This window comes from Clostridium sp. 10cd*, from assembly GCF_044336395.1.
Lineage (GTDB): Bacteria > Bacillota_I > Bacilli_A > Erysipelotrichales > Erysipelotrichaceae > Clostridium_AQ > Clostridium_AQ innocuum.
This window is the reverse complement of sequence record NZ_CP172347.1, coordinates 3701596-3723437: the sequence shown is the minus strand read 5'-3', so window position 1 is coordinate 3723437 and position 21842 is coordinate 3701596. Positions and strand designations below refer to the sequence as shown.

Genomic DNA, 21842 nt, shown 5'->3' with positions numbered 1-21842 from the left:
TTTGCAAACACCCTGAAGTAAGAACCCTGATACCCCGCAGGCTTTTTTATATACAGCATTCCAGAATTCCCAGCAGAATAATCATCCACGCAGCTGTATCTCTTGCATATTTATGAATAAAATAAGCTATGCAGCTTTTTCCTGCGATTTGCGATACAGCGATAAACAGCAGCGAGCATAGAAAGGTAAACAGGCAGGTTACAGGAATCGGCAGTCCGGTGATGCTTCCGGATATCCCCAGTCCCATGTTATTGATCGTGAGTGCAAATGCCAGAACAACCGCTTCCTTCTGGTCGATTCTGCTGGACGCATCACGGTCATATGCCTTCAGACTTTTCTGCTGTGTCCGGTGATTTTGAAACAGAATCCAACACCCGATCAGCATCAGCAGGACAGCTCCGATTCGGTTGGCAGTATCCGCTGAGCAGAGTGCTGCCAGCGGTTTTCCTGCAAGCATGGAGATCAGGGTACCCGCAGTGGATATCACTGCAATGATCAAATTGCTTCGAGCATCGATTTTTACAGACTGGATGCCATAGGACAGACCTATGGCAAGACAGTCGATATTCGCAGATACGGCAAACAGCAGGGCAGATAGTACATGCATCGTCATTCCCCCTTTAGCGTATACTATGCAGCAGCTGCAAGGGTGTTAGACATTGTGAAAGCAGTCGTGCCGCAGCTGTATTACCGCTGTATGACAGCGTAAAAAAAAGAACTGCAATGAGTTCTATTTACAAATGATGAAATGCTGCGGCAGCTCCATTTCCCGCATGGACTCAAAGGCATTGATGTATACATCCTGAAAATCAGACAGCACAGCCCATGTACAAAGTGCCCGTATGGAAAGCTTAGAATCGTCAATCAGAAGATGGGAGGAGCGAGAGCGCTGCAGTACCGTGCTTTTCACTTCACTTATTGTGAAATCAATAGCCAGAACCTCCTGAGAATCCAGCTCAACGCCGCTTGCGCTGAAGAAGGCATGGTCAAAATGGAATTTACGTATATGCTCGGTTGTAAGGTAACCGACACTCATATCATAACGCATGTCGTATTTTCCGCCAATCAGAAAAAGCTCGCCGGGAAAGGAGGCAGGCAGCTTGCGTAATGCATAAATGCTGGAGGTGACAAGCTTGATGTTTTTACCTGCAATATATGGAATCAGATAGCTGGGGGTCGTACCGGAATCCACATACACACAATCCCCGTCCTTTACGATAGCGGCTGCCTGTGCGCAGATCATATCCTTTTCCGCACTGTGAATATGTTCTTTATCCATAACGGGCAGCTCCCGATAACTGCTGAGTGTCGCAGGCATTTCTTTTTTTATAGCACCGCCGCGCTCCCGTTGGATCAATCCCTGCTTTTCCAGCTCAATCAGATCGCGGTTGACTGTGGATTTGCTTGCGTTTAAAACCTCCATCAGCTCCTGTATTGTAATGAACGATTTATGATCGAGTAGCTCCAGAATGCGAAAGAAGCGTTCTTTTGTCAGCATAGGATCACCTCCTGTCAGTAAGACACTATCAGATATTTTTCCGGATGTCAATAGACTTCGCATAAGGCGGAGATCTGCGAAGAGGGTACAATAAAATCAGAGATGGAATTCGCTGTTCTCAAAACAGCAGGAAGATGCCTTTCGGTGAAATGCATGCGGATACATGAAATGCCGAAGGTAACCGCACGGATCATGGCGCTGCAAGACGAAAACAGATGCACTGTCATGTATATAGAGCATGATTGGATTTTCTTCTCCAATAATGAATCATGCGCTTCCTGCTGTATGCTTTGCTTGTTTTTAAAAATAACTCAGTAACATCTGTTTTTTTGTTATCGGACTTGTAAATAGCTGCGCTTTTTCAGGTCATCGTGGTATAATGATGAGCATACAGAAGGTATTGTATTATGTAAAAAAGGAGACTTTCCCATGGAAACAATGGATGAATTAAAGAAGCGCCTGAATTCCTCTTCTCAATATCTGCAAAGCAACGATATGCAGGTCGTGGAGGTGAAGGAAGGCTATGCGAAGGTTGAGATGATCATTGATGAACAGATTTTGAATGTACATGGCTTTGTACACGGTGGTGCACTCTATTCTCTCGCAGATACCGCAGCCGGGGCAGCGAGCTTTACCTCGGGTCGGGACAGCGTTACCTTGTCCGGTACGATCAATTATATCAAGCCGGGAAGAGGCGGCAAGCTGATCGGAATCGCACAGAAAATATCAGCCGGCAGAACGACCGGAGTTTACGAGGTTTTTATTTTCAATGACGAAGATGTTTTGCTGTCACGGGCAACCTTTACGATGTTCTTTCTCGATCAGGAACGATATCGCAAGGGAAGCAGGAAATAAAAGAAATATCTGCTGGAGATATCCGGCTTTTTGTATAGGAGGAGCGTATGCGTACAGAAACGATTCAGATACAGCTGCAGGGAAAAGCAACAGGAGCAGTCCTGCAGACGTATTTTATGGATGCATCAAAGGAGCTGTTGAACAGCACAAGGCGTCCGGCAGTGCTGCTGATGCCCGGCGGTGCATACCGCTATACCAGCGATCGGGAGGCGGAACCGCTTGCCATACGGTTAAATGCCATGGGCTTACAGGTAGCCGTGCTTCGTTATTCCTGTGCTCCGGCTGCCTATCCCCGGGCACTGCTTGAGGCTGCGGCGGCGTTTCAGCTGTTGAAGGATAACTGCACGGCTTGGAATATCCGTCAGGACCGTATCTTTCTTATGGGCTGCTCAGCAGGGGGACATCTTGCGGCGAGTCTTGGTATAAACTGGAATCAGCCGATAATCACACAATATATTCAGAGAACGGACCTGCGTCCGTTTGCCCAGATTCTATGCTATCCCGTTATCACTGCCGGTGCCTATGCACATGAGGAAAGCATACAAAATCTATTGCAGGAGCATGCGGAGGATGAGCAGCTGCGAAACCATGTATCACTGGAGCTGCAGGTACATAAGGATGTACCCAGAACCTTTCTGTGGCATACCTATACCGATCCAACGGTTTCCGTACAAAATTCTCTGCTGTTTGCCTCTGCCTTGGTAAAGAAGGGTGTGCTGTGTGAATTTCATATGTATGATAAAGGTGCACATGGCCTGTCTACAGCCGGCAGACTGAGTCAGCGAGCCGACGGAGAGAAGCTGCAGCCGGAATGCGAAGGCTGGATGAGCCTTCTGGAAACGTGGATAAATGCAATTCTGTAAAGATTTTTTAAAAAAGTATCCTTTATGGAAAAAACGGTATACAATAGAACTGACACTATGAAAGCGGTATGCAGAAATGCCTGCACATGTAATAAGCGTATATACTGCTTGGAGGACGAATATGCTGCTTAGATATCAAAACTTAACCATACGGGATGCTGTAGTGCAGGATGCCGGGCAGCTTGCACAATGGTGGAATGATGGCAGGGTGATGGCACATGCAGGATTTCCAAACGGTACAGGGGAAACGGTGCAGGAAATTGCGGAAACGATAAAAAACTGCGATACATCTCATCGCTTATTGATGATAGAAATGGACGATATTGCGATTGGCGAAATGAGTGTGCGATGGAAAGCTGATGCAACAGCCGCCATAGGCATTAAGCTATGCGATGCTTCCCGGCAGAACAAGGGAATCGGAAAAGTTCTGTTGAGTATGCTGATATCCTCCCTCTTTCATGAGCAAGGCTGTCACAGGATTATCCTGTATGTGAATCTTACCAATACAAGAGCACAGCATGTGTATGAACAGCTTGGCTTTACCAGAGTGCGGGTGAATGAAAATTCCTGGACAGATCAGTTGGGAAGACAGCAGTCCTCAGTTGATTATGTCCTGTATCAAAAGGATTTCATCAGCTACCTGAATGGATGATAGCATGGCCGAAGGGAAGCCTTTCGCAAAACGTTACAAGCATAGGAAGACTTCCGGTAATGGATTACATATGCGGATGTATGCTTTTTATAAAAAAGCAAGGGATAGTAAAAAAAGGATGATACAATGAATACACAAATTTGGAAGGAAGATACGGAAAACCAGCTCGGTGCCATGCGCATCGGCGTGTGTAAATATCTTCTCAATGAAGAGTTTTCAACATTATGGGCAAATGATACGTTTTATACGATGTGCGGATACAGTGAAGAGGAATATCACATCCTGTTTCATGACAGCGCGACCTTGTTTTTTCAGCAGACCCCAAAGGATTTTGAAAAGCTGAAGGAAATTGTTGAGCATGCATATCGAAACAAAAGTCAGCAGTACGAATGCTTCTGCCGCCTTCCTGTAAAAGGAGGGAGCTGTCTGCGGATTCATATGACCGGTACCTTTGCGGAAGAACAGATCGACGGCATACCGGTCGTTTATGTCGTTTATACCGATGTTGAGGATATGATGAGGATTCGTCAGAATCTGGAACAGGAGCATGAGCGTCTGAATCTGGCTCTGCAGATGGAAATGAAAACCGTGTCCTGTATCCGTCTGATGTATATATCCAATGATATGCAGAGCTATATGGATCAGCTGTTGAAAGAAATCGGTGAATTCATGCATGCAGAGCGCGCCTATGTGTTTGAGCTGCAGAACGGATGTATGAACAACACCTATGAGTGGTGCAGCGATGGTGTGGAATCATCCATGGAATTCTGTCAGAATATGGATGTTGAGCTGCTCGCAATCTGGAAGGATTTTATCGAGCAGGGGAAAAATGTTTCCATACCGGATGTGGAACGTATACAGAAAAGCTTTCCACAGACCTATGAGGTGCTGCACGTACAGAATATACACAGCATTGCGCTTTCTCCGATCGTTCAGAATAATAAAAGCATCGGATTTATCGGTGTGGATAATCCGGCACCTGACTATATGCGGAATTTCTCCATGCTGGAAACCATCAGCTATTTCATGAGTGTGGCGATGGAGAAAAAGGATTTGAACGACCGCCTGCTGCATAACAGCTATTACGATGATCTAACCGGTGTGTATAATCGAAATCGCTACCTTCAGGATCTGAATCAGCTCAATGGCAGGCAGATTCCCCTTGGTATCGTCTATATGGATATCAACGGATTGAAGGATATCAACGACCATCTGGGACATACCTATGGAGATAAGGTGCTGACAGAAGGAGCATCCATATTGAAAAAGGTGTTTAACACCGGCGCCATCTATCGAATCGGCGGGGATGAATTCGTTGTGTTTGTTCAGGGAATGCAGGAACAGGAATTTCTGGAGCAGGTGGGAATTCTGAAGCAGGCAATCATCGGCAGTGCGAATTGCAAGGGGGCAATCGGACATATATGGACATCCACCTGTCAGGATATATCCTCCAGGATAACAGATGCAGATGAATACATGTATCAGGATAAAATGCAGTTCTATCGGAAAAATCCAAATTCCAACCGGTACCGCTGCTGTAACGATACGGTTTTGCAGCTTGCGGACCGCTCCGTCTTGATGCAGGCATTGGAAAATCAGCGCTTTGAGGTGTATCTGCAGCCGAAGGTGAATTTCAGAAAGGAGCTTATCGGAGGAGAGGCACTGATTCGTTATCACGATGAAACGGGTACCCTGATTATGCCCAATGAGTTTATTCCATCTCTGGAGGAGGCACGCACGATCCGGTACTTGGATTTCTTTGCTTTTGAACAGGTATGCAGACTGCTCAGCCGCTGGCATGCGGAAGGCAGAAGACTTACACCGCTGAGTGTGAACTTTTCACGCTACACCTTGCGTATGGCGGATTTTCTGGGAGAACTGGAACGCATCTGGGGAAACTACAATGTTCCCAAGCAGTATCTGGAGATTGAAATCATAGAAAATGACGAGAGTCTGGACAATGAATTTCTGATTATGATAATGGAGCGCATCAAACGGCAGGGATATTCCATATCCATTGATGATTTCGGCGCACGCTATTCCAATATGGCCTTATTTATCAATGCGCAGCTGGATACGCTGAAGCTGGATCGCAGTATGATGCAGGATTTGCAGAATAACCGCCGTTCACAGATGCTGATATCCTCCCTTGTTCAAATCTGTCACAATCTGCAGATGCAGCTGATTGTGGAGGGAGTTGAAACAAAGGAGCAATTTGATATTTTAAAGCAGCTGGACTGTGACGGTCTGCAGGGGTATTTAATCGACCGTCCGATTCCTGTCTCTATGTTTGAACAGAAATATATTAAGCAGAAATAAGCAAAAGCAGATGCATTCCATTGGAAACCGGCATCTGTTTTTTATGAGCATACGTAGTTTCTCAGTTGATTTTCCACCGTATTCATAGTAAGATTTGACATGTTGTAGAAAGTGGGAGCGATATATGAACAATTCATCCATGAAATCATTTCTGTCTAAATATCATTTGCAGCTGTTTTTCTTCGCAGTTGCTCTGGAGAGTCTGGCTGCTAATTTTGCACATCCGATTACGCCGACACTCATTCAGAATCTTCAGCTACCGGATTATTCCTTCGGTATGCTGTATGCCGGTATGGCATTCACCAATTTTCTTTTTTCTCCCTTCTGGGCAAAGCAGGTCACGCGTATGGGAAGCCGCCGGGTTCTGGGTATCTGCTGTGTGGGCTACGGCATCGGACAGCTGCTGTTTGCCATCATGAAAACACTTCCCACCATTATGCTTGCCCGCCTTTTATCGGGATTCTTTGTCGGTGGTATTATGGTCAGCTTTCTGACCTATATCATTCATACAAGCACAATGGAGAACAGGGGGCGCTATCTGGCGTTATCCGCTACCTTCACGACCGTATTTGCGGCTTTCGGCTATCTGATCGGCGGGTTTGCCGGTGTCGTTTCCATTCCGTTGACCTTTGCATTGCAAAGCGGTGTCCTCATTCTGTGCGGTATGCTGTTTGCGATATGTCTGCGAGAGGATAGGGAGGTAACAGGCAAGTCTGTCAGCATATGGAAGGAAGCAAATCCGTTTCAGGCATTTCTGGATGCCCGTCGCTTTATGACGCTGACATTCGCTGTTTTATTCTTTGCGGTTTTTCTGACCTCAACGGCAACAACGGCATATGATCAGAATTTCAATTATTTTATTAAGGATCAATTTCATTTCAATTCCTCTTATAACGGTATGCTGAAGGCCGTGGTCGGCTTTATATCGCTGTTTGCCAATACTACGATCTGTGTATGGATCATGAAGAGAACCAACGTTAAGAAATCTGTCATCTATGTGCTGGGAGGAGCCGGTGTCACGCTGATCGCCATAACGATGCTGGAGGATATTCTGCCGTTTATCCTTATCAATATCATCTTCTTTGCATTAAATGCTATTTATATCCCTTTACTGCAGGATCTTTGTGCTTCGGCATCCAGTGCTGAGCACAGCAGCATGGTCATGGGCTTTTACAATGCGATGAAAAGTCTGGGGATGATTGCAGGGGCATTGTTCGCAGGATTTATCTATGCAGCGGGACCACGGTTATCCTTTTTGTATGCGGGTATCTTCTTTCTGATTTCCATGCTGGCAGCTATATGGTATTACAGGCGCTCCGGACGAAATCGTGAGAATGCATAATAGCAGAGGAATAATCAGGTTAAGGGAAAAAAGGCCATTACGGTCTTTATGAGAGAATGGAGAAAACAAATGGTACTTTTGATTGTGGATACGCAGACAATGATTATGAATGAAGCATTATATGAATTTCAGCTTCTTGAAAGTCGCATAAAAACATTGATAGCGCAAGCCAGAAGGCATGGTGTCGAGGTGGTGTATGTTCGTCACGATGATGGTGCTGAAAATGCGTTGACAAAGGGTGCACAGGGCTTTGACATATACGATGAATTCAAGCCGCTTTGCGGAGAAAAAATAGTTGATAAGAATGTAAACAGCGCTTTTAAAGACACAGGACTGACGGAATATTTAAGAGATAAAGGAGAGGATACGATCATGATTGCAGGATTGCAGACAGAGTATTGTATCAATGCAACGATCATATGCGGATTTGAACATGGATTTCACATGATTGTTCCTGCTTACACAAACAGCACGGTGGATAACGATTATATGTCGGCAAAGAAAACCTATGATTATTACAATAATTTTATTTGGAAGAACCGATATGCGTCATGCGTACCTTTTGAAAGGGCATTGGAAATGATCAAGCAGAATATGCTTTGCAGGTAGCAGGGAAGAAGTGGCGTGAATGAGGGCTTAAAACACGAGGCGATGCAAGGGAAAGACAATCGTCTCAGGCCTGCCGTGATAAGGCGTTACCTCCCGGATGCATGGACAAGTCCGTTTGTATATATCAAAGAAAGGGAAGCTGAAAATGAAAGAGAAAGTATTTTACAGAATCATAATGGCAGCCGCATTTGTATTAACTGTATGCAGTCTGCTTACACACAACGATTGGATTCTGCTTCTTACTGGCATATTCATGGCATGCTGTGTCATCATTACATTTATCAAAAAGTGATACGACTCTCAGTTGTTTAGGACTCAATTTCGTTTTGATGAAGAAGACAGTATTTCAATTGGCAGAGATGGAAGGACAACATGCTGTATGTACGTTTTAGCTTAATGCTTGCAGCGGCAGTCTGCTTTGCTATGGATATGTCCTTGAGAAACCTCTGTACGTATACAGGTCTTTTACATAGCAGATCGTGTGTGGGATAATGAAGTGGAAACGTAGTTGCATATAGAAAAACAGAATGGCAGAGGTCATTCTGTTTTTGATTCGGACACGGGTTGTCCTGCATATGTATGCAGCAGTCTACACATGGTTGTAAGAATTTTCTGTGCATGCATTAGCTGTAACGTGTCTCCTGTGACATGACAGGCTAAGGTACAGGTATCCTTCCATGTAGAGACTGATATCTGAAAGGACGGGTATATGCGGGCTCTGCCCAGAAGATACAGCTGCGTAATCGTGCAGTCGTCAAAATAGATGGATGCCGCATCGATCTTTCCCAGATTTGTGTAGGAGATTTCCGGTGAGTGAAAGCCTGCTTTTGCGACAGCTTTTGTGACGGCAAGAGGAAGGTGCTTCATAATCGGATGTAACAGCTGTATGGTATGCAGGTCAGAACAGCGTGCCTTTTCCTCCTGCATTTGTTGATGGACATCCGCAAGCAGCTCCCGCCAGTCGCGATGATCCAGACCATGCAGTGTTACCTGAAAATCTCCAACGAAATTTGCAATGGACCAGCTTGGCTTTTTCTGCAGATAGGAACGAAGATTTACCGGACAGGGAATTGTCACGGCATTCGCTGCGGAGATGCTGTGCAGTGTCTGGGCATAGGCACATAGCAGAACATCGTTCACTGTACAGGCAGATGGACAAATTTGCTGTAACAGCTTTCGTGGAATGCTTTGATGCAGCTCGCTGGTATGCAGGGGATGGGGAGCAAAAGGAAGTGCGGCAGGAATTGTTTTTCTTCTTTTGGTTTTTATTTTTTTCAGCTTTATGATCGGAAGGGATTCGGGGGTTCGGCAGTTTTGAAAGGAGACAGTCTCCTGGCGATAACAGGCTGTCAGCAGGCGAAGGATTTGTGTAGCTCCATCCCCGTCACACAGAATATGACTGTATCCGATGCATACAAGGTCCTGCTGTTCTTTATGTATAATCTGTATGCAGAGCTGTGCATGGTGCTCAATGTCCCAGCTTGAAAAGTCAAAGTCTTCAACCTCCTGAATCATAGAAAAAGTATCGTCCTTCTGTTTCCTCCAGCAGTTATGCTTTTCATCATAGCGTAAAGCAAGCTCGGGCAGAAACGCTATACACTGACTAACTGCATCCTTTAATCTTTCCATACAGATATGGGGCTGTATCGTCAGCTTCAGAAATAAAACAGGCTGCTCGGGTAGCGTAAGTGCCTCCAGCAAATCCAGCATACCGGCAGAATATTTCATGACAGCACTACCTTTCCATTTTTTTCCTTTATCATATCATTGAGCTAAAAAATGTCAAGAGAGGACGATCTGTATGAAAAAGGGAAATACATGGAGTGGCTCAACATATGCAGGGATAGCCTTCTTTTGTAGGATGCAAAAGTTTTATAGCAAGCAGCAGATACATTCTTGTGCAGCATAGGATGCTGAATCAAATAACCATAAACTTTCCTTCGATTTACAGCTCTTTACCGTTTGTCTTAATGACATGCTGATACCAATAGAAGGAATCCTTTTTCAATCGTTTCCCGCTTCCTTTACCATAATCATCCAGATCCACATAGATATAACCATAGCGCTTACTCATCTCCGCACTGGATGAGGATACCATATCAATCGGTGCCCAGCTCAGATATGCCAGAATATCAACACCATCCTTTCTGCATTCCTGTACCTGTATGATATGCTGACGGAGGTATTCAATACGGTATGTATCGTGTATTCCTCCATCCTCTTCAACAACATCCAAGGCTCCCAAGCCGTTTTCCGCTATCATCAAAGGCTTTTCATAACGATCCCAGTATTGTGAAAGACAGTTATATAGACCCAGCGGATCAGCACGCCATTCCCATGGTGTCGGCTTCAGAAAGGGATTTTGTTCCCCGTCAAAGGGTTTCATGGTATTTTTATCGGAATCAACGATTTTGGAATAATAATAGGATACTGCCAAGAAATCCATCGTATAGGTTTTTAACAGCTTTTTATCCTGCTCCTGTATGTTCAGGTGGATATCGTTATCTTTGAAATAACGCAGGGCATATCCGGGATATTCGCCTCGGAGCTGAACATCTGTAAAATAATACTGCATCCGATTTTTTTTCATGGTCAGAATCACATCCTGCGGCTTGCAGGTAGCCGGATAAAAGGTGCCATCTGCCACCATTGTTCCCATGTGTGCATCAGGATCGACTTCTCTTGCCAGCTGTATCACTCTGGCACCTGCAACAAATTGATGATGCACTGCCTGATACATCAGCTCCTCCATATGCTCACTTTGATCCTCGTAAATGCCCAGAGAACCGAATTGAACTGCAGGTACCAGATTTACCTGATTACTAACAATCCAGTATTTTACCTTACCTTTGTAACGGCGAAGTAGAACACCTGCATAATTTACGAAAAAATCAATAACCTTGCGGTTCGCAAAGCCTCCATATTCTGTAACGAGATGGATTGGGAAATCATAATGGCTCATCGTTATGATCGGCTCCATGCCATTTTTTATAATCTCATCGATCAGCTGATCGTAAAACTGCAGCCCCTTCTCATTTGGTTCCTTTTCATCCCCCTTTGGAAAGATGCGGCTCCAGGAAATACTTGTACGAAATGCCTGCAGGCCAAGCTCCTTTAACAGGGCAAGGTCCTGCTTATATGTATGATAGAAGTCGATTCCGTAGCGCTTAGGAAAATAACTAATGCTATCCAGCATGGCAGCTTTGATACCGGCCAGGGTATCACCGCCTTCTTTTTTTATATCGGCACGTTTTAAATTCGGATCATAGGCTCGCAAATCGGAGGTGGATAAGCCTCTTCCATCCACATCGTAGGCTCCCTCAATCTGGCAGGCGGCAACTGCTCCGCCCCACAAAAACTTATCGTGACTATCATGTTGCTTTATAATCATACTCTGTTCTCCTATTCTATTTTAAAAAGAGGGGCATCCTTTCTGCTCCCCTTTGTATGTGATGCAATTCATGTGCTTTCTGCAAACTTCTTTATTTATTATTCTTTATGATTTTTAATACATCAATCAGCTGCCTGCTTAAATGCAGCTCCGACTTAATCGTCATCAGGGTATCCTGCGCATGGGCAAATAACAGGCTTGGTTCATAGCCATATCCACCGGCTTCCTTTTGAATGATATCCGTTTGTGACTTATGTGCCAGTGTGATCGCTTCCTCAGCTTTCTGTAAATGTGAAGCAGCCTCCTGAAAATTAAAGCGCTTTGCTTCCTCCAATGCTTCGTCAGCAGCATTACGGGCATTCCCAGCATGCAGTATAATCTGCATGGCTGCTGTAAGCAGTTCGTTTTGTTCGTTCATAAGAAGTCCTCCGTATTGTATGTATTGTTATTCGACAGCTGCTGTCGTTTCTTCTTTTAATTTCTGTTTCTCATATACCTTGAAAAACGGATACCAGATCATTCCATAAATGAGGAATAAAATGATCCACCATAAGACAGCACGGATATCCTGTGTTGCAAGGACAGAAGAAATTGGTGCAGGTACCTGTCCGATTTCCATCATTTGTGCAGGGATGTTGAGTAAGCCCAGGCTCATAATCACCCAGACATAGACTGGTCCGACAATCGCATTGATCCATGCAGGGATCATCAGCAGAGGATTGAAGACAACCTTTGCGCCATACATTAACGGCTCATTGATGTTGAAGATGGAAGGGACAAGGAAAACTTTTCCCAGCATTTTCAGCTGCTTTGATTTTGAAAAGCACATGAGGACATTGAGCGCCAGCGTTGCACAGACGCCGCCCATTGTGATAAAGCTGATAGACCAGAAGGTCGTATGGCTGACGATATGTGTTGCCGCCTGTCCTGCAGCAATCTGCTCCAGGTTGGCCTGCACACCGGCCATGAGAATCGGTGTTGTGATGGCGTTGAAGGTCCAGCTTGAAATACCCAGGGTGTAGAAGAAAGCCAGAGTAAAACACATGAGTACCAGACCGGGCAGTGTCTGACCGATTTGTATCAATGGTGTAAAGATTGATATAATGGCAGCGTACACATTTACCTCCATAAGCTTGACCATGATCATGATGACACCTAATGAAATGAGGTTTGGTACAACTGTATTGATCCAGGTAGAAACAAAATCCGGAATACTGCTGTCCTTCAGAAACTGCAGCTTTGCCCATAGGTGAAAGATGATAGAGGTAAACAGACCTGTAATCATGGCAACTGCAATACCGCTGGCACTTACATGATTCATCAGAGCGGAAATGCTGTCGGCATCCTCACCAATCGGGATTGCGACCATCAGGAAAACACCGATGGAAGCGATACCTGCGTTGATCATATAACTCGGATGTCCCAGCTTTTCCATACACTGATTCGCAATTGTAAAGGCAACGATCAGGGAGATGATGCCAAAGCTGAAATCACTGATCGGCCCCAGATCCGGCAGTGATGGAAAAAAGGACACAAGCACATTGTATAGAAATATTACGGAGCCTGTTAAAATGAATGGAATTACCTTCTGCATAGTGGAGCCCAATGCGGAAATCCAGGGCTTGCTTAATATCTTGTTTGATTTTGGCACAAAGGAATCTGCCAGCCAATTCATGAATGTATTCATAACTTTCCTCCTGTTTTTATTGCTATTTCTTCAGAATCGATGTATGCTGTTTCTGAAGAAATCTAATGCAAAGCGATTTCTCATGAAGCTAAGATTGCCCTCTTAGCTTTTTTAATTCTTTAAAGTCTGTGCAAAAGCGATCAGGCGCTCACCGTCGAGAGAACCGTAAATGTCTTCCGGTATCAACGCAACTGCAACACCATGCGGATTTGCAAGCTCTTGAAACTTATTGATTTCTTTTGCATAATGCGGACCGATCAGCAGAACATCAATGGTGGAGAGCAGCTCGTTTGCCTCAGAAGCACTGCGTGCTTCAATCGTTACGTTCAGCTTTTTCTTTTTCGCTGTTTTTCTGGCGCTGCTTGCTAAGAAGCCGCTGGACATACCGGCACCACAGCAAAGCAGTATTTTCAAGGTTTCCATTTTTTCACCTCCGTTTTTCTTGACACCTACATTATGCGGAATTTGATAGATTTCATCAACCTGTCTTTTTCCTTTACGGGGAAAGGAGGGAAGGTATGAATGTTTCCTTCAGGGGGAAATATGTGATTTCCCCTTACAGGAAGAAGCAAAGTTGTAATTTCTGTTGGAATTGTTATAATGAAATAAATGAGCAGGAGGTTTTACATATGAATAAGAAACAATTGGAAATGATTCGTTTTTTATCTATTCATAACCGGCCGATGAGCGGGAAGGAGCTTGCAAATGCGCTTAAGGTTACTCCTCGCTCGATAAAAAATTACGTCCATGAGATAAACGGACTGTATGGGAAAAGTATAATCGCATCTTCACGCAACGGCTATGAGCTGCATACCAATACGGTGTCCTCCTTATTGGCTGCTCTTGATGATCAAAAGATTCCGCAGACACAGGAGGAGCGCTCCTTTTATATCATTAAACAGCTCATGCTGCATCACCATTCTGGATTGAATGTATTTGATCTTAGCGATATGCTTTGTGTGAGCTACTCCACAGTCAAAACCGTAATCTATAAAATGAATAAAATCTTTTCCGCCTATCACGTCGCATTCCCTGTGAAAATGACTGTGTCTATATGCAGGGAAGTGAGAAGGATAAACGCAGACTGATGAGTTATGTAATCAATGAAGAGGCGAAAAACAGCTATATCAATCTTGATTTACTGCGCAAAAATTTTGACAGTATAGATATTGATGCGCTGCAGACAATCATATATCAGACATTTAAAAAATATACGTATTATTTAAATGATTTTGCCGCCTTGAATCTGCTTTTGCATCTTCTGATTATGATTGATCGGGAGCTGAATGGAAAGGAGCTGGATTCCGGACAGACGGATTTCACGTTTACTTCACCACAGGAGGAAGCTTTTTTGAGCAGCCTGAGGCAGCAGATCGAACAAAGGTTCGGTATTGCATTTAATGATTATGAATACTTTGAGCTGTATATGCTGTTTCGCGCAAATGCCAATTTTTCATTGGATGTATCCGGTACAGCATTAAAAAATGCTGTAGGTGAGGATGTGCTTGCCTTGACAAGAGAGTATGTCCGTATGATTGATAATCTGTATATGATTGATCTTTCTGCAAACACCTTTATCACACCGTTTGCCCTGCATCTGAAAAATCTGATCTTTCGTGCAAAAACAGGGCGGTCCACAAAGAATCCGATGACGCAGGCGATTAAGAACAATAGTCCGATCGTATTTGATATTGCTATTTATATTGCACTGGATTTGATGGATCGTTATCATTTTATGGTGAATGAGGATGAAACTGCATTTCTTGCGATTCATATCGGTGCTGAGATAGAGAGGCAGTCAGCAAACATATATAAAATACCGGCGATTTTGATATGCCCGGATTATCATGATATGGCATCGGGAATCTTAAATACCATGATGATGAATTTTGGTAATCAGCTGAATCTGATCGGCTCTGTGACGGATGAAACCCAATGCAGGGAAAAGCTGCGGGAGCAAAGAATTGCAATCGTGTTCTCGACAATTCCGCTAACACAGCACGCATATTACGCAAATTCAAAGGTGGTGCAAATATCTCCGATCAATCTTACATCACAGTTCGATCGGATACAGTCTGTTATTTCAAAAGAGCTGGAGGAGGAAAAGAATCAGAAGCTATGTGTTGATTTTCATACCTTTTTTGAAAAAGACCTGTTTCTGTATGAGCCGGCAACTGCATCAAGGGAACAGATCCTGCAACTTTTATGTGCAGCACTGACAGAAAAGAAGTATGTAAACTCTGATTTTTATGATAACGTGTGCCGAAGGGAAAATGCCGCAACAACCGCGTTTGGGGGGATAGCAATTCCACATGCGGTTGAAATGGATGCCATGAAGACAAGCATTGCTGTAGCGATATCAAAAAACGGAATTCAGTGGGGGTCCAATACGGTGTATATTATCTTTTTGCTGGCGATAAACAAAGCAGATAAGCGGGAATTCAGAAGTATTTATGAATCCCTGATTTCTCTGTTCAGTGAACCGGCTATGATGCCGCTCATACGAAGCTGTACGGGTTTTCAGGATTTTGAAAAAATGATCTACAGCAGTATTCATCCGGAGAAATATCCGTAGAAGTAAGAATATTATAAAATCGGTTCTGGCTTTCTTTTATTGGACATGGTCAAGGGAGCAGAAACATGAACCAAGGCAGAAGGCTTCAGCCTTGTGTTTTCATTTTTTTCCTGTATTGCAGAGGGGAGCATCCCTTCTGCTTTTTAAACGCCCGTGAGAAATAGTTGGAGTCATTGAATCCGGACAGCTGCGAAATTTCCGAAACGGAATAAGAGCCGTTCATGAGAAAGCCGATACTTTTCTCAATTCGAAATTCCAGAATAAACTCAAATAGAGACTGATGCATATAGCTCTTAAAGATTCTGCAGCATTCGTTTTTACAGACATGAATCTGACCTGCAATATCATGCAGGGTGAGCTCGCAGTTGTAATTGTTTTCCACATACAGCAGAATGGTACGGATTCTATCGTAATTCAGCATATCAGAGGTTGAAAGCTTGCGTGCAGGATGCATATGGAGATGCAGTGTTTCTAATATCGTATAAAGCTCCATCAGGATTGCCAGTTCATAGGCATCCGCTTTTTCCTCATCGTATAGAGCAATGTGCTGAATAGCGGCAGTAATAGCAGAATGCCATGGTGCACTGCCGTTAAAACAGAAGGAGGAAAGGGAGAGGTCATTCACAAGCGGCTTCACATATTTCCTGTGTATCAGACTCCCTTCAAATCCGGACAGAAGTCTGGAATCGAAGGTTACGGAAATATAGGTGCAATCCTGCTCATGATACATGGTACCCGCATGCAGGGCATTTGCATTGCAGAACAAAGCATCCCCTTTTTTGACATGGTATTCCTGATGATTGATTCTGTACAGCATTTCTCCGCTGGTAATCAGTGTCATTTCAATTTCCGGGTGCCAGTGCCAGAGAAAAGAACCGGAATCGTAAGCGGTTATTTTCTCATAGCTGACCAGCAAAGGGAATGTGTGACTTCCATGTGCCTTTATTTCTTTTTTTGTTTCATCCGTTATAATCTGCATATCTGCCTCCGGTATTGATTATGATTATAATCTATCATACTATAAAATCCTGTTTTTTGCGCATTTGTTATCGAAAATAAGGGGATATTCTTAAAATAATGCTGTTTTTTATCAAGATAGTTAAGGTCTGTGCGGTTAGGAAAGCTTATGATGTATATGAGGAGTAACCGTTTTCATGCTTTTGCACAGCAGCAGGCGTAACAGATTTGACAAGGCGGTCATCTTTTGATGAAAGCTAAGGTCAGCGCATGTTGTCAAACAGATACAATTCCGTTGTTGGCTGCAGAAGCATGGATATGCGCAAGCTGTTCACACTTCAAGATAGGTGTGGTGCTGCGAGTCTCTCAGCAATAAAAAAGCACTATGCCTGCTCATAAAAGGCTGTATATCTGAGCAGGGACTAAATCAGGAGGATACTTCATGAAAAAACGATTGATTAAAGAATTTACAGATATATTCGAGGTACCGGGTGAGGCATTGTTCTTTTCCCCGGGACGTGTAAATCTGATTGGAGAGCATACAGACTATAACGGCGGCATGGTGTTCCCATGTGCCATCACGTTTGGTACCTATGCAGTTGTCTCGAAACGAACAGATTCCTGTATGCGTTTATTTTCCAATAATTTTAAAGAGAAAGGGATTATTGACGTTGCATTGCAAACGCTGCACTATGATAAAAAGGATGACTGGGCGAATTATGTAAAAGGCGTCCTGTACTTCCTGCAGCAGGAAGGCTTTGAAATTCCATGTGGTTTAAACATACTGATTGAAGGCAACATACCAAACGGGGCAGGGCTTTCCTCCAGTGCATCGCTGGAGGTACTGACTGGAACAATTCTGAAAGAAACCTTTCAGCTTCCCATCAGTAAGCTGGATATTATCAAGCTGTCGCAAAAAGCAGAGAATCAGTTTGTCGGCATGAACTGTGGTATCATGGATCAGTTTATCATCGGAATGGGGAAAAAGGATCATGCGATCGCACTGGATACCGGCACATTGGAATATACCTATGCACCCGTTCAGCTAAAACAGGCTAGTATTGTTATCATGAATACCAACAAGCAGCGCGGACTGACGGATTCCAAGTATAACGAACGACGTGCTGAGTGTGAGCATGCGCTTTCCCAGCTCCAAACGGTTGTGAAGATTAAAAATTTATGTGATCTGAAGGAAACGGAATTTGAGAAGGTGCAGCACATCATCACCAGTCCGGTGGAAAGAAAGCGTGCCCGTCATGCTGTGCTGGAAAACATACGTGTGAAAAAAGCGATAGCGGCATTGGAAAAAAACGATATTGAAGAATTTGGTGCTTTGATGAATGCCTCTAATATCTCCCTGCGTGATGATTATGAGGTTACCGGGATAGAACTGGATACGCTTGTGGAAAGTGCATGGAACCAGTCAGGGACAATCGGGGCACGGATGACAGGAGCAGGATTTGGAGGCTGTGCGATTGCAATTGTCAGAAATGATGATATTGAGGACTTCACAGCTGCAGTGCGCAGAGAGTATACACAGGCAATCGGATATGAACCGGATTTCTATATCGCATCCATTGGTGACGGTGCAGGGAAACTGGCGGAGCTGTGAAAGCTGAGATTACGTTTTGCTGAGGAATGGTACAGAATGCAATGTCCTGTAAAACGGGGTGGAAAGTTTTTAGAAACATCTGACTGTATTCCTGGGGACATCCTTTGCTGCATGCATATATGGAACATCATTTGAAACAGGTACTGAAGGCTGCGGGTCTATGAACTGTATGTTTGCTTCGATTGTGTAGGAAGGTGCAATGCAGCAATATGCACATGGATATCACTGCGTTGTCCTTTTATATTTGTGTCTGCGCAATATGCGAAAAAGAAATGGAGTAAATCATGAAAAAAAAGGTTGCAGAATTTTCACAAGGTGCTGTTTATGCATATACAATTCAGAATGAGGCTATACATATGACAGCCTTGAATTTCGGTGCTGTGATTACGGAGTTGAAAACCTCGGATCGAAGCGGCAATATGGAGAATGTGGTCGCTGCTTTTTCCGATATCATGGACTATGAGCGACAGCAGGGGCCGTATCTGAATGCAGTCGTCGCACCGGTGGCAGGAAGAATCGCCTATGGCAGCTATTCGATGGAGAACACCGTTCATCAGCTTTCAATCAATAACGGCTGTCATCATCTGCATGGTGGTACGGGTGGTATATCCAGACAGTTGTTTCATGTTGAAGAGGAGGAACAGGCACTGCATTTTCATCTGGAATGCCGTCATGACATGGACGGATTTCCACAGGGTACCTACCGCTATGATATATGGTATCGGCTCAGTGGAAACAATCTGATAATAGAATATCACGGTACACCTCCGCAGAAATCGCTGATGAATATGACTTCCCATATGTATTTCAATCTGTCGGGAAATTTGCGGGAATCCATATTGCAGCATGACCTGCGTATTGACAGTGTGGAAAAACTGAAAATTCATCCGGATGGACATCCGTTTGAAAAAGAGAAAATTGGAGCCGGAAGTGCCTTTGATTTCCGGAATCTGACACCGATACAAAAGCGCTACGAGCTTGGCCATCCCGAGTTTCAATATACCAGAGCATATGATACGCCGTTTTTGCTGGGGCCTAACGGCATCACCTTATATCATGCAGGAAGTGGAAGACGTCTGGATATGACTACTGATGCGCCTTCTCTGGTTTTGTATAGTGCAAATTATTTTGATGATGAGAATCTTGTATTGAATCATCATCGAAGGGGAGAGGCATTTATCGCTCTGGCGCTGGAAACACAGGACCTGCCAAACGGTGTAAATATCAGGAATGCCGAAGTGCATCCATTTTATGATGCACGGCATCCGTATAAGCAGAAAACGGTATATACCTTTTCTCATATGTAAAACTGGTCAACCATCGGCATCAAAATTTGAAAGCAATAGAGATATCGTGTATCCTTCTTTAAAATATCGGGCAGATATAGAGCAAGGCATAGGGCTTTCTTTGAATGCAGATGCTCATACAGGCAGTACTGGCGAAGAAGAAAAACGTGCAGGAAACATAAGAATGCTTCAACAACTTGCTTTATCGCAATAAATATGGAACAGCTTGCATTCCACAGGCTGTTCTTTTGTACAGAATCTGTGAAACTGCATGGTCTGTCAACTTCTTTGATGTCTTTCCTTGAAATTTCTGAATATTTAGGTAATTCATAAAAGAAAAGCAGACAGGTCTTCTTGTATAAAAGACACGCAGAAACTGGAGAATAAGCGGCTATCGTATGGTGATTGCATTCGCAGGTTAAAAGGGTACTGGCGCTTAAATGGTAATGAAGCATATAAAATCGTCCGGTAAGATGATGCAGACAAGGGGGAGGCATCATAGTAAGGAAAAACGAAATGAAATTTCATAGGGAAAATATGTTTTTAAGGTAGACAAAATAAAGATTTTAGTGTATTATTGTAAGGCACTCAATCATGCAGGAGTGGTGGAACGGCAGACACGCTGTCTTCAGGCGGCAGTGCGAGCAATCGCGTGAGAGTTCAAATCTCTTCTCCTGCACCATTTGTTGAGTCAGACGCTCTATATCAGCGTCTTTTTTTTGTTTTGAAAAATATATGTCCTTCCATGCACACATGGGATACCTGCCAGCATTTGCAATCATTGCAGGGAAAGTAAGGTAAAAAAATGATTTTTTTCCATTTAGGGGTAGACAAATCATTTTTTTCAGTGTATTATAATTGAGCATCATAAAACATGCAGGAGTGGTGGAACGGCAGACACGCTGTCTTCAGGCGGCAGTGCGAGCAATCGCGTGAGAGTTCAAATCTCTTCTCCTGCACCATGATAAGCACAAAAGCGCTCTATATCAGCGCTTTTTTTGTTTTATAGGATAATAGTAAATAAATACACAGTATCGTGTATATCGGATATACATATAGCCGTAGTTGCTGTAGCTTACTTTTCCTCATGGCAGTATCTTTTCCTCTCCTGCAAATATTCCATATAGATACTGCAGGAGGGAAAGAAAATGCCTGCGGCAGAATATGACAATAGAACGCTGTGTTCTTGCAGCACATGAAATTGATGAAACATTGCAGGTAGGGAATATGCAAAGCAAGCAGGTGTATTATCCGAAAACCTGCAGTCCACAGGATAATCTGCAGCAGCTTTTTGATACCGGTATGGATTTACTGTTTCCGGATGTGCAGTGCAAGGGAGAATATCCATACTATATGAAACGCTTTTTTGAACAGAATAACGTTGTTCTTACTATGCAGGAGGGAGATGAAGAGGTATTGAAAAAGGGGACTGTTGATTTCATGAGCTTCAGCTATTACAGCAGTATTGTATCAGGATACAACGGTGATTCCTTAAAGCTGCATACCTCCAATTTAATGGGGGCAGAGAAAAACAAATATGTGGAATACAGTGCGTGGGACTGGGCAATCGATCCAATCGGTATGCGTATTGCGTTGAATCACATGTATGACCGTTATCATTTGCCGATCTTTATCTCCGAGTGCGGCTTCGGTGCCTATGATCAGGTGGAAGCCGATGGTATGGTTCACGATGATTACCGAATTGATTTCCTGCAGAAGCAGTTGACACAGGTGAAGGAAGCAATTCGTGACGGGGTAGAGGTATTCGGATTTACCGCATGGTGTCCGATTGATCTTGTATCACAGACAACATCAGAATTTTCCAAGCGATACGGCTTTGTATATGTGGATTTGGATGATTATGGCAACGGTACGTATGAGCGTACACCGAAGAAAAGCTTTTACTGGTATAAAAAAGTGATTGCATCCAATGGGGAAGAGCTATAAGCCGTTATAAAACAGAATTCGCCTATCTTAACTAGAGGATAAATACGCTGTGAGGAGGGTACGACGCGATCATACGTTTGTGCCCTTTTTTTGCAGGTGTTGGAAAGCGTCTGTCTGTTATCAGCCGGACGTAGTGTTTTCAGTTGCTTGAACCTTTTTCAGACAGGACCAAGCAAACGGATATTTTATATCCATCACTCATAAATGCATAGCATAGAATACATCTGTACCTTCAGATAAAAGCTGTAA

The 21842-nt window shown here is 43.8% G+C and carries 20 protein-coding genes and 2 tRNA genes; 14 read left to right on the top strand and 8 right to left on the bottom strand.

What is annotated here, in order from left to right:
- Positions 1-46 precede the first annotated feature (46 nt).
- Positions 47-607, bottom strand: coding sequence for a manganese efflux pump (locus tag ACG3M1_RS18535; RefSeq protein WP_009270499.1), 561 nt, complete (start codon positions 605-607; stop codon positions 47-49).
- Between the two features lie 123 nt (positions 608-730).
- On the bottom strand, positions 731-1498 hold the full coding sequence (locus tag ACG3M1_RS18530; RefSeq protein WP_009270498.1) for a DeoR/GlpR family DNA-binding transcription regulator: 768 nt from the start codon (positions 1496-1498) through the stop codon (positions 731-733).
- A 429-nt stretch (positions 1499-1927) separates the two neighbouring features.
- Between ACG3M1_RS18530 and ACG3M1_RS18525 the strand changes: the two genes are divergently transcribed.
- The 7 genes from ACG3M1_RS18525 (at position 1928) to ACG3M1_RS18495 (ending at position 8430) form a co-directional block, all read left to right on the top strand.
- Positions 1928-2353 carry a PaaI family thioesterase gene (locus tag ACG3M1_RS18525; RefSeq protein WP_008818716.1) on the top strand — a complete coding sequence of 142 codons (426 nt, stop codon included), beginning with the start codon at positions 1928-1930 and terminating at the stop codon, positions 2351-2353.
- Between the two features lie 47 nt (positions 2354-2400).
- Positions 2401-3216 carry an alpha/beta hydrolase gene (locus ACG3M1_RS18520; protein ID WP_002607758.1) on the top strand — a complete coding sequence of 272 codons (816 nt, stop codon included), beginning with the start codon at positions 2401-2403 and terminating at the stop codon, positions 3214-3216.
- A 121-nt stretch (positions 3217-3337) separates the two neighbouring features.
- Positions 3338-3868, top strand: a complete 531-nt coding sequence (locus ACG3M1_RS18515; protein ID WP_008818717.1) for a GNAT family N-acetyltransferase — start codon at positions 3338-3340, stop codon at positions 3866-3868.
- 126 nt (positions 3869-3994) lie between these two features.
- Positions 3995-6187 (top strand): bifunctional diguanylate cyclase/phosphodiesterase, encoded by a 2193-nt coding sequence (locus ACG3M1_RS18510; RefSeq protein ID WP_009270497.1) that lies wholly within the window; start codon positions 3995-3997, stop codon positions 6185-6187.
- Positions 6188-6311: 124 nt separating this feature from the next.
- Complete coding sequence (locus tag ACG3M1_RS18505) at positions 6312-7529, top strand: MFS transporter (protein ID WP_009270496.1); 1218 nt, start codon at positions 6312-6314, stop codon at positions 7527-7529.
- A gap of 69 nt (positions 7530-7598) precedes the next feature.
- Complete coding sequence (locus ACG3M1_RS18500; RefSeq protein WP_008818720.1) at positions 7599-8138, top strand: cysteine hydrolase family protein; 540 nt, start codon at positions 7599-7601, stop codon at positions 8136-8138.
- A gap of 145 nt (positions 8139-8283) precedes the next feature.
- Positions 8284-8430, top strand: coding sequence for a hypothetical protein (locus tag ACG3M1_RS18495; protein WP_154410724.1), 147 nt, complete (start codon positions 8284-8286; stop codon positions 8428-8430).
- Positions 8431-8675: 245 nt separating this feature from the next.
- On the opposite strand, the gene ACG3M1_RS18490 is transcribed toward ACG3M1_RS18495, so the two are convergent.
- The 5 genes from ACG3M1_RS18490 to ACG3M1_RS18470 form a co-directional block, all read right to left on the bottom strand.
- The gene (locus tag ACG3M1_RS18490; RefSeq protein WP_008818721.1) at positions 8676-9866 is read right to left on the bottom strand and encodes a hypothetical protein; all 1191 of its coding nucleotides are present in this window, start codon (positions 9864-9866) and stop codon (positions 8676-8678) included.
- A gap of 217 nt (positions 9867-10083) precedes the next feature.
- The gene (locus ACG3M1_RS18485; protein ID WP_008818722.1) at positions 10084-11529 is read right to left on the bottom strand and encodes a glycoside hydrolase family 1 protein; all 1446 of its coding nucleotides are present in this window, start codon (positions 11527-11529) and stop codon (positions 10084-10086) included.
- Between the two features lie 91 nt (positions 11530-11620).
- Entirely contained in the window at positions 11621-11947 is a 327-nt protein-coding gene (locus ACG3M1_RS18480; RefSeq protein WP_008818723.1) for a PTS lactose/cellobiose transporter subunit IIA, read from the bottom strand.
- 27 nt (positions 11948-11974) lie between these two features.
- Positions 11975-13216 carry a PTS sugar transporter subunit IIC gene (locus ACG3M1_RS18475; protein ID WP_154410725.1) on the bottom strand — a complete coding sequence of 414 codons (1242 nt, stop codon included), beginning with the start codon at positions 13214-13216 and terminating at the stop codon, positions 11975-11977.
- Between the two features lie 111 nt (positions 13217-13327).
- Positions 13328-13639, bottom strand: a complete 312-nt coding sequence (locus tag ACG3M1_RS18470) for a PTS sugar transporter subunit IIB (RefSeq protein WP_008818725.1) — start codon at positions 13637-13639, stop codon at positions 13328-13330.
- Positions 13640-13845: 206 nt separating this feature from the next.
- Between ACG3M1_RS18470 and ACG3M1_RS18465 the strand changes: the two genes are divergently transcribed.
- Together ACG3M1_RS18465 and ACG3M1_RS18460 are read left to right on the top strand one after the other, a co-directional pair.
- Positions 13846-14304: an HTH domain-containing protein gene (locus ACG3M1_RS18465; protein WP_008818726.1), complete on the top strand. Its 459-nt coding sequence runs from the start codon at positions 13846-13848 to the stop codon at positions 14302-14304.
- Entirely contained in the window at positions 14271-15791 is a 1521-nt protein-coding gene (locus tag ACG3M1_RS18460) for a BglG family transcription antiterminator (protein ID WP_008818727.1), read from the top strand. Before ACG3M1_RS18465 ends, ACG3M1_RS18460 begins: the two co-directional genes overlap by 34 nt.
- Before the next feature lie 85 nt (positions 15792-15876).
- Here the strand turns inward: ACG3M1_RS18460 and ACG3M1_RS18455 are convergent, their stop codons facing one another.
- The gene (locus ACG3M1_RS18455; RefSeq protein WP_008818728.1) at positions 15877-16770 is read right to left on the bottom strand and encodes a helix-turn-helix transcriptional regulator; all 894 of its coding nucleotides are present in this window, start codon (positions 16768-16770) and stop codon (positions 15877-15879) included.
- 420 nt (positions 16771-17190) lie between these two features.
- Between ACG3M1_RS18455 and ACG3M1_RS18450 the strand changes: the two genes are divergently transcribed.
- The 5 genes from ACG3M1_RS18450 to ACG3M1_RS18430 all read left to right on the top strand — a co-directional run bounded on the left by ACG3M1_RS18450 (position 17191) and on the right by ACG3M1_RS18430 (position 21593).
- A complete protein-coding gene (locus tag ACG3M1_RS18450; RefSeq protein ID WP_395814393.1) occupies positions 17191-18360 on the top strand; it encodes a galactokinase in 1170 nt (389 codons plus the stop codon).
- A gap of 284 nt (positions 18361-18644) precedes the next feature.
- A complete protein-coding gene (locus tag ACG3M1_RS18445; RefSeq protein ID WP_161129373.1) occupies positions 18645-19667 on the top strand; it encodes an aldose epimerase in 1023 nt (340 codons plus the stop codon).
- A gap of 575 nt (positions 19668-20242) precedes the next feature.
- Positions 20243-20328, top strand: a tRNA-Leu gene (locus ACG3M1_RS18440).
- A gap of 194 nt (positions 20329-20522) precedes the next feature.
- A tRNA-Leu gene (locus ACG3M1_RS18435) sits at positions 20523-20608 on the top strand.
- A gap of 202 nt (positions 20609-20810) precedes the next feature.
- The gene (locus ACG3M1_RS18430; RefSeq protein ID WP_008818731.1) at positions 20811-21593 is read left to right on the top strand and encodes a glycoside hydrolase family 1 protein; all 783 of its coding nucleotides are present in this window, start codon (positions 20811-20813) and stop codon (positions 21591-21593) included.
- The last annotated feature ends 249 nt before the right edge of the window (positions 21594-21842 follow it).

What these genes read in the sequence shown, in the direction of transcription:
- ACG3M1_RS18455 (WP_008818728.1), bottom strand. Translation starts at nt 16,770, where the DNA reads ATGCAGATTATAACGGATGAAACAAAAAAAGAAATAAAGGCACATGGA.
- ACG3M1_RS18520 (WP_002607758.1), top strand. Translation starts at nt 2,401, where the DNA reads ATGCGTACAGAAACGATTCAGATACAGCTGCAGGGAAAAGCAACAGGA.
- ACG3M1_RS18505 (WP_009270496.1), top strand. Translation starts at nt 6,312, where the DNA reads ATGAACAATTCATCCATGAAATCATTTCTGTCTAAATATCATTTGCAG.
- ACG3M1_RS18445 (WP_161129373.1), top strand. Translation starts at nt 18,645, where the DNA reads ATGAAAAAAAAGGTTGCAGAATTTTCACAAGGTGCTGTTTATGCATAT.
- ACG3M1_RS18470 (WP_008818725.1), bottom strand. Translation starts at nt 13,639, where the DNA reads ATGGAAACCTTGAAAATACTGCTTTGCTGTGGTGCCGGTATGTCCAGC.
- ACG3M1_RS18485 (WP_008818722.1), bottom strand. Translation starts at nt 11,529, where the DNA reads ATGATTATAAAGCAACATGATAGTCACGATAAGTTTTTGTGGGGCGGA.
- ACG3M1_RS18460 (WP_008818727.1), top strand. Translation starts at nt 14,271, where the DNA reads ATGCAGGGAAGTGAGAAGGATAAACGCAGACTGATGAGTTATGTAATC.
- ACG3M1_RS18530 (WP_009270498.1), bottom strand. Translation starts at nt 1,498, where the DNA reads ATGCTGACAAAAGAACGCTTCTTTCGCATTCTGGAGCTACTCGATCAT.
- ACG3M1_RS18535 (WP_009270499.1), bottom strand. Translation starts at nt 607, where the DNA reads ATGCATGTACTATCTGCCCTGCTGTTTGCCGTATCTGCGAATATCGAC.
- ACG3M1_RS18430 (WP_008818731.1), top strand. Translation starts at nt 20,811, where the DNA reads ATGACAATAGAACGCTGTGTTCTTGCAGCACATGAAATTGATGAAACA.
- ACG3M1_RS18450 (WP_395814393.1), top strand. Translation starts at nt 17,191, where the DNA reads ATGAAAAAACGATTGATTAAAGAATTTACAGATATATTCGAGGTACCG.
- ACG3M1_RS18500 (WP_008818720.1), top strand. Translation starts at nt 7,599, where the DNA reads ATGGTACTTTTGATTGTGGATACGCAGACAATGATTATGAATGAAGCA.
- ACG3M1_RS18510 (WP_009270497.1), top strand. Translation starts at nt 3,995, where the DNA reads ATGAATACACAAATTTGGAAGGAAGATACGGAAAACCAGCTCGGTGCC.
- ACG3M1_RS18480 (WP_008818723.1), bottom strand. Translation starts at nt 11,947, where the DNA reads ATGAACGAACAAAACGAACTGCTTACAGCAGCCATGCAGATTATACTG.
- ACG3M1_RS18495 (WP_154410724.1), top strand. Translation starts at nt 8,284, where the DNA reads ATGAAAGAGAAAGTATTTTACAGAATCATAATGGCAGCCGCATTTGTA.
- ACG3M1_RS18465 (WP_008818726.1), top strand. Translation starts at nt 13,846, where the DNA reads ATGAATAAGAAACAATTGGAAATGATTCGTTTTTTATCTATTCATAAC.
- ACG3M1_RS18490 (WP_008818721.1), bottom strand. Translation starts at nt 9,866, where the DNA reads ATGAAATATTCTGCCGGTATGCTGGATTTGCTGGAGGCACTTACGCTA.
- ACG3M1_RS18525 (WP_008818716.1), top strand. Translation starts at nt 1,928, where the DNA reads ATGGAAACAATGGATGAATTAAAGAAGCGCCTGAATTCCTCTTCTCAA.
- ACG3M1_RS18515 (WP_008818717.1), top strand. Translation starts at nt 3,338, where the DNA reads ATGCTGCTTAGATATCAAAACTTAACCATACGGGATGCTGTAGTGCAG.
- ACG3M1_RS18475 (WP_154410725.1), bottom strand. Translation starts at nt 13,216, where the DNA reads ATGAATACATTCATGAATTGGCTGGCAGATTCCTTTGTGCCAAAATCA.